We start from the raw sequence: 6,179 nt of genomic DNA, 5'->3' as shown, positions 1-6,179 counted from the left end.
CCCCCAGGGGCCCTGGTTGTTACCGCCGCCACCCCACGGGCCGCCGCCTCCGCCACCTTTGTCGTTCCAGGGCATGAATGTCCTTTCGCTTGGAATTCCCTCAAGCGCCGCGGTTACGGCGCAAATCCAGTGTCGTTCTTCTATAGGGACGCCAGGGCGCGCTTTCAACGCGACGCCCGCCGACTTCATCGGATTTGGGCCGGTAGCGACCCTTTGTCGTCCTACAATCGCGCTTTTGTCTTCAAACTATCTCGCGGCGGCGCTCGTAAACCGTATAGCGCGTCGCATGACTGTCCTTTTCTCCTGATGGAACCTCCTGCGAACTGACCACGTGCCATGTATCGGGGTCGATCGGCGGGAAATGCGCATCGCCGTCGACGGCGGCCAGAACATGGGTGACGTGCAGACGGTCGGCCAGCGGCAGCGCCTGGGCATAGATCTCGCCGCCGCCGATGACGCAGACCTCGTCGACGCCGCTCATGCAGCGGCCGCGCACGGTCGCCAGCTGGATCGCGGCTTCCAGCGTATGCGCCACCTCGACGCCCTCGGCGCGCCAGGCCTTGTCGCGGGTGACCACGATGTTCAGCCTGCCCGGCAGCGGGCGGCCGATGCCTTCATAGGTCTTGCGGCCCATGATGATGGGCTTGCCCATCGTGTCTGCCTTGAAGCGCTTGAGGTCGGTGGAGAGCCGCCAGGGCAACCCGCCTTCCCGCCCGATCACACCGTTCTCGGCAATGGCGACGTAGATCGTGACATGCATCAGTTTGCGTCCCCGCCATTGCTGTCCGACGGTTCGAGCAGGAGGATATCGATATCATGCTCGGGATAGAAATCCTTCGCTGTCATTTCGAAGCTCGTCGGCCCGACCTTTTTGACATTGTCGCCGCAGAACGAGACCAGGGCTTTCGGATTGCCCTTGTCGACGGTCAGCTTGAACTTGCCGATGGTGCCCGCCGCCCAGTTGCCGCCGGTGGTCAGGATATAGGCGATGCGGCTTTCGTAGAATTTGGGATAGCCGTCCGGATTGTCCTTCGCCGCCCTGCGCACCGCATTCTCGAATGTGCCGTCCATGCAGTAGCGGGTCTTGTAGGCGGCGTATGAGCCCTGGAACTGGCCCTCATTGAAAAAGCTGACCGACGACGTGCCGCCGACGCTAGGCTTGTAGCGGTGCGAGACGTGAACGTCCTTGTTGGCCGGAAAGGTCGAGCGCCACCAATAGGTCGAGCGCAATTGCCAGAACGGCGCATAGCCGGGTTTTTGGCCGCCACTGTCGTCAACAGTGTCCTCGATGATGATGCCGCGGTTGACCCAGTCGTCGGCCACCGCTTGCGGAAGCTTCGCCAGTGCCGCCTTGGCGGCATCGCCGAACGGGTTGAACGGCACGTTCTGGGCCTTCAAATCGGCGCCGACGTCGATGCCGAGAGCGAACACCTTCTGCTCGAGTTGCGGCTTTGCCGGCACGCCGTCGATCGTCACCTCGAAGCCGAGGAAATTGTCGCTCTGGTTTTCCGGGATCGCCGGCATCTCCTCGGGATCGCCTGAAATGTCGGGCATCGGGAAGGCGACGATCGCCTCGACATCCTTGTCGGTGTTGTTGTGGAAGACGTAGTCGACCGTCACCTTTTGCGGCGAGATGAAGAGGTCCTCGCTTTGCATCGCCACGGCATCGCTGCGCGACAGGATCAGGCCGCCGGTGCCAAGTTCGGCAACCGAGTCGTTGGCCAATGCAGGCGCCGCCGACAGGGCCAGCGCGGTGGTCAAGATATATCGCAGCATGAAAGCCCCCTCGGCGAGAATGCCCTCATGACCCTAGCCGTTTCAATGCGGCGTTTCAAAGCCCTTCCGCGTCCAGGGCATGCGTGACCGGCTGGACACGCATGCGGTCTGGACACGCATGCGGTCTGGACACGCACGCGCGGTCTGGACTAACAGGTTCCGATCGGGCAGGAGTTCGCGCCATGCGCAAGCTTCTCGTCATCGGCATCGGCGCCGGCAATCCCGACCACATGACGGTTCAGGCCATATCGGGCCTGAACCGGGCGGACGTCCTGTTTATTCCCGACAAGGGCGCCGACAAGACAGAGCTCGCCGACCTGCGGCGCGGCATCTGCGACCGCTTCGTCACCAACCCGACCTCACGCCGGGTCGAGTTCGACGTGCCGGTGCGCGCCGAACCAACGTCTTCCTATCGCTCGACCGTCGACGACTGGCATGAGGCGATCGCCGTCATCTACGAGGGACTGATCCGCGACGAGATCGCCGGGGATGGCTGCGGCGCCTTCCTGATCTGGGGTGATCCCTCGCTCTACGACAGCGCATTGCGCATCCTCGAGCGCGTGCGCCTGAGGGGCAATGTCGCCTTCGAACTGGAAGTCATCCCCGGCATAACAGCCATCCAGGCGCTGGCCGCCAGTCACAAAACGGCGCTGAACCGCATCGGCGATCCCGTGCTGATCACCACCGGCCGCCGCCTGACCGAGGAAGGCATGCCGGACAATGCCGGCAGCGCCGTCGTCATGCTCGACGGCAAATGCGCCTTCAACACGCTGGCCGACCAGGATCTTTTCATCCAATGGGGCGCCTATCTCGGCACACCGGACGAGATCATCATCTCCGGCCGCCTCGGTGATGTCGGCGCGGAGATCGAAAAGCGCCGCGACGAAGCGCGTAGGGAAAAGGGCTGGATCATGGACACGTATTTGCTGCGGAAGCAGGAGTGGTGAGTAGTGAAGCTGTCCTAATCCCTACTGACTACTGACTATCCCCCTACCCCGCTTCGATCTCCGCCTGCAGCGCATCCATATGCGTCGCCGCTGCGGCGGACGCCGCGCGCTCGATGGCGCGAAAGCGGCTGACCACCGCCAGGCCGACCGTCGTCAGCTGCGCGCCGCCGCCCTTGCGGCCCCCGGTCTGCGCCGAGACCAGCGGCTTGCCGAACACCCGGTTCATGTCCTCGACCAGATCCCAGGCGTGCTTGTAGGACATCTCCATGCCGCGCGCGGCGGCCGAGATCGATCCGAACGTGGCGATGTGCTCCAGAAGCTCGATCTTGCCAGGACCGATCCGTCCATCCGGATCGAGATTTATCCGCAAGCTCAGCGACGGCATTTTTGCTCCTCCACGATCGCTTCAGCTTCAGCGACCGTTATTCCAAAACAATATATCGGCGATCACCACCCCTGTCAGCCGTCGGCTTCGAGCGGCAAGCCGGCGCCGGTGTTCGCCCGGTCGAAGCTCACCGTCTTGACCACCGCGAGAACCTTGCCGCCGGGACGCAGCTTCAGTGCCTGCCGCGACTGTTCGGTGATGCGGGCGAGCACCGTTGCGCCATTGCAGTCGATGCCGACTTCGACCGTCGGCCCCTCGCCCGGGCTGATCGCGACAATCGTGCCGGGCAGGATGTTGAGCGCGCTGAGGCCCGTCGGTTTCTCCGTGGCGACCATCACGTCGCGAGCGCGAATGCGGATACGCACGGAAGCCCCAGGCTTCATTTCAAGGCGCGGCACGCGGATCTCGCCGGCGGCCGAGCCGAGCACTGTCATGCCGAAAGTCTCGTCGTGACGCAGTACCTTCGTGTCCAGCACGGCGCCACCCTCGCCGCGCTCTTCGGCCGGCAACAGGTCAAGCCTTTGCATGACGGCCTCGGTCGGGCCGCTGGCGGTGACCTTGCCCTGCGCCAGCATCACCACGTCGCTGGCCAGCCGCGCCACCTCGGCGACCGAATGGCTGACATAGACGATCGGGATCTTCGTTTCGTCGCGCAGCCGTTCGATATAGGGCAGGATCTCGGCCTTGCGCGCTTCGTCGAGCGAGGCCAGCGGCTCGTCCATGAGCAGCAGCTTCGGGCTGGCAAGCAGCGCCCGGCCGATCGCCACGCGCTGTTTCTCGCCGCCCGAGAGCTTTGCCGGTCGCCGCCCGAGCAACGGGCCGATGCCGAGCAGTTCGACGACACTGTCCATATCCGCGTAGCGTTCCGCCGCCGGCGTGAACCAACGGCCATAGCGCAGATTGCTCATCACGCTCATATGCGGAAACAGGCGCGCATCCTGGAACACCATGCCGATACGGCGCTTGTGCCTTGGCACGAAAATGCCGGCACCGGTGTCGACCAGAACGCGGCCGTCGATCTCGATGCGCCCCTTGTCCGGCCGGATCAGCCCAGCGATCATGTTGATCAGCGTCGTCTTGCCGGAGCCCGACGGCCCGAACAGCGCCGTCAGCCGCCCGGCGCTCTCGAAGCGGGCATCGATGGCGAAATCGCCAAGCCGGTGGCTGATGTCGACAAGGACGCTCATTCGATGTCCATCCGCCGCCCGACGCGCCGCGCCAGCACTTCAGAGGCGACCAGCGCCGCCATCGAGATGACGATGGAAATCAGCGTCAGCCGCAGCGCCCCTTCATCGCCGCCCGGCACCTGGGTAAAGGTGTAGATCGCCGATGGCAGCGTCTGCGTCTCGCCAGGAATGTTGGAGACAAAAGTGATCGTCGCGCCGAACTCGCCCATCGCCTTGGCGAAGGAAAGGATGGCGCCGGCGATCAGCCCGGGCAGGATCAGCGGCAGCGTGATTGTGCCGAACACCCACACGGGGTTGGCGCCGAGCGTCCCCGCGGCCGCCTCCATCTTGCGGTCCACTGCCTCGATCGATAGGCGGATCGCCCGCACCATCAGAGGGAAGCCCATGACGCCGCAGGCAAGGGCGGCACCCGTCCAGCGAAACGAGAAGACGATGCCGAGATGTTCGGCCAGGAATGCGCCGGCCGGGCCGCGCCTTCCGAAAGTCAAAAGCAAGAGATAACCGGTCACCACGGGTGGCAGGATCAGCGGCAGATGCACCAGCCCGTTGAACAGTGTCTTGCCCCAGAATTTCCCCCGGGCAAGCAGCAGCGCTATCGCTATGCCCGGCGGCAAACTCGCGAGCATCGCGACCGTTGCCACCTTGATGGACAGCCGGACCGCATTCCATTCGTCGGGAGTGAGGTCCAGCAGCCAGTTCATCGCGCGGTATCGGGGCCTTTTCGAAGTCAGTTGCTCGGCGTGAGCACGGTGAAGCCCTGTTCCTTGAAGAGCGCGCCGGCCTTGGCGGATTGCAGGCACTTCAGGAAGGCCATCGTATCCTTGTCCTTCGAATCGGTGGTCTGGGCAACCGGATAGATGATCGGCGGATGTGAATCCTCCGGGAAGGTGCCGACCACCTTGACGCCCTTTTCGGCGTACGCGTCGGTGGCATAGACGATACCGAGGGCCGCCTCGCCGGTCGAAACCAGCTTGAGCGCCGCACGGACATTCTCGGCCTGCGCCACCTTGCCCTCGACCGAGGACCAGACGCCGAGCGATTGAAGCGCCGCCTTGCCGTATTTGCCGGCCGGCACGGCCTTGAAGTCGCCCATGGCGAGCTTGCCGTCGCCAACCAGCCTGGCGAGGTCAAAACCCTTCTCGATCCTGGTCTCAACCGTCGAATCCTTCGGCGCCACCAGCACGATCTGGTTGCCGAGCAACTTCACTTCGGTATCGGGCTTGGTCAGCTTCTTGTCGGAGAGATATTTCATCCAGTCGAGATCGGCCGAGATGAAGACGTCGGCCGGTGCCCCGCCCTCGATCTGCTTGGCCAATGCCGAACTCGCGGCATAGGAAACGGTCGCGGCCTCGCCGACATCGGCTTCGCAGGCCTTGTTCACCGCGTCGAGCGCATCCTTGAGGCTCGCCGCCGCAAACACCACGACCTTGTCTTCCGCGTGCGCTGCCGGCATTGCCGCCATCAACGCAGCCGCAAAGCCGGCAATGGCGATCGCCCTCAACCCGAAACCTTTGCGCGTCATCGAAAACTCTCCCTGGGTTCAAAATCCGATCGGCTCGATGCCCGCAGACCGATATATCCGCATGGATATAACAAGGGAAGGCCTAGCCCCACTGAATCGCCATCTTGCCTTGTCAGTGGCGCCGCCTGATTGCTCTGATAAGACGACCGGGGATAAACCGCGAAAGCGAACGCCAATGAAGATCAGCGCCCGTAACGTCCTCAAGGGGACGATCACCGAGATCGTCAAGGGGGCCACCACCTCGCACGTCAGGATTGACATTGGCGGCAGCACCATCGTCACCGCATCGATCACCAACGAAGCCGTCGCCGACCTCAAGCTCGAAAAGGGCAAGCAGGCCTATGCCGTGGTCACGGCCTCGG

Annotated in this window: 8 protein-coding genes; 2 read left to right on the top strand and 6 right to left on the bottom strand. The window is 63.7% G+C overall.

What is annotated here, in order from left to right; translation table 11 throughout:
• Positions 1-241 precede the first annotated feature (241 nt).
• On the bottom strand, positions 242-760 hold the full coding sequence (locus EOA36_RS23865; RefSeq protein ID WP_127279687.1) for a dihydrofolate reductase: 519 nt from the start codon (positions 758-760) through the stop codon (positions 242-244).
• A complete protein-coding gene (locus EOA36_RS23860; protein WP_127279686.1) occupies positions 760-1,776 on the bottom strand; it encodes a DUF4424 domain-containing protein in 1,017 nt (338 codons plus the stop codon). Before EOA36_RS23860 ends, EOA36_RS23865 begins: the two co-directional genes overlap by 1 nt.
• Before the next feature lie 182 nt (positions 1,777-1,958).
• Here EOA36_RS23860 and cobF point away from each other — a divergent pair, with 182 nt between their 5' ends.
• Positions 1,959-2,723, top strand: coding sequence for a precorrin-6A synthase (deacetylating) (gene cobF, locus EOA36_RS23855; protein WP_127279685.1), 765 nt, complete (start codon positions 1,959-1,961; stop codon positions 2,721-2,723).
• A 43-nt stretch (positions 2,724-2,766) separates the two neighbouring features.
• Here the strand turns inward: cobF and EOA36_RS23850 are convergent, their stop codons facing one another.
• The 4 genes from EOA36_RS23850 to modA form a co-directional block, all read right to left on the bottom strand.
• Positions 2,767-3,108 carry a winged helix-turn-helix domain-containing protein gene (locus tag EOA36_RS23850; RefSeq protein WP_127279684.1) on the bottom strand — a complete coding sequence of 114 codons (342 nt, stop codon included), beginning with the start codon at positions 3,106-3,108 and terminating at the stop codon, positions 2,767-2,769.
• Between the two features lie 74 nt (positions 3,109-3,182).
• The gene (gene modC / locus EOA36_RS23845; protein ID WP_127279683.1) at positions 3,183-4,295 is read right to left on the bottom strand and encodes a molybdenum ABC transporter ATP-binding protein; all 1,113 of its coding nucleotides are present in this window, start codon (positions 4,293-4,295) and stop codon (positions 3,183-3,185) included.
• Complete coding sequence (modB, locus tag EOA36_RS23840; protein ID WP_127279682.1) at positions 4,292-4,996, bottom strand: molybdate ABC transporter permease subunit; 705 nt, start codon at positions 4,994-4,996, stop codon at positions 4,292-4,294. Before modB ends, modC begins: the two co-directional genes overlap by 4 nt.
• 26 nt (positions 4,997-5,022) lie before the next feature.
• A complete protein-coding gene (gene modA, locus EOA36_RS23835; protein ID WP_127279681.1) occupies positions 5,023-5,817 on the bottom strand; it encodes a molybdate ABC transporter substrate-binding protein in 795 nt (264 codons plus the stop codon).
• A gap of 175 nt (positions 5,818-5,992) precedes the next feature.
• On the opposite strand from modA, the gene EOA36_RS23830 reads away from it, so the two are divergent.
• The coding region (locus tag EOA36_RS23830; protein WP_127279680.1) for a TOBE domain-containing protein at positions 5,993-6,179 on the top strand (187 nt) is incomplete at its 3' end.

The organism is Mesorhizobium sp. M8A.F.Ca.ET.021.01.1.1, assembly GCF_003998025.1.
Taxonomy (GTDB): Bacteria; Pseudomonadota; Alphaproteobacteria; order Rhizobiales; family Rhizobiaceae; genus Mesorhizobium.
The sequence above is the reverse complement of the archived record's forward strand: the minus strand, read 5'-3'. Positions and strand labels throughout refer to the sequence as shown.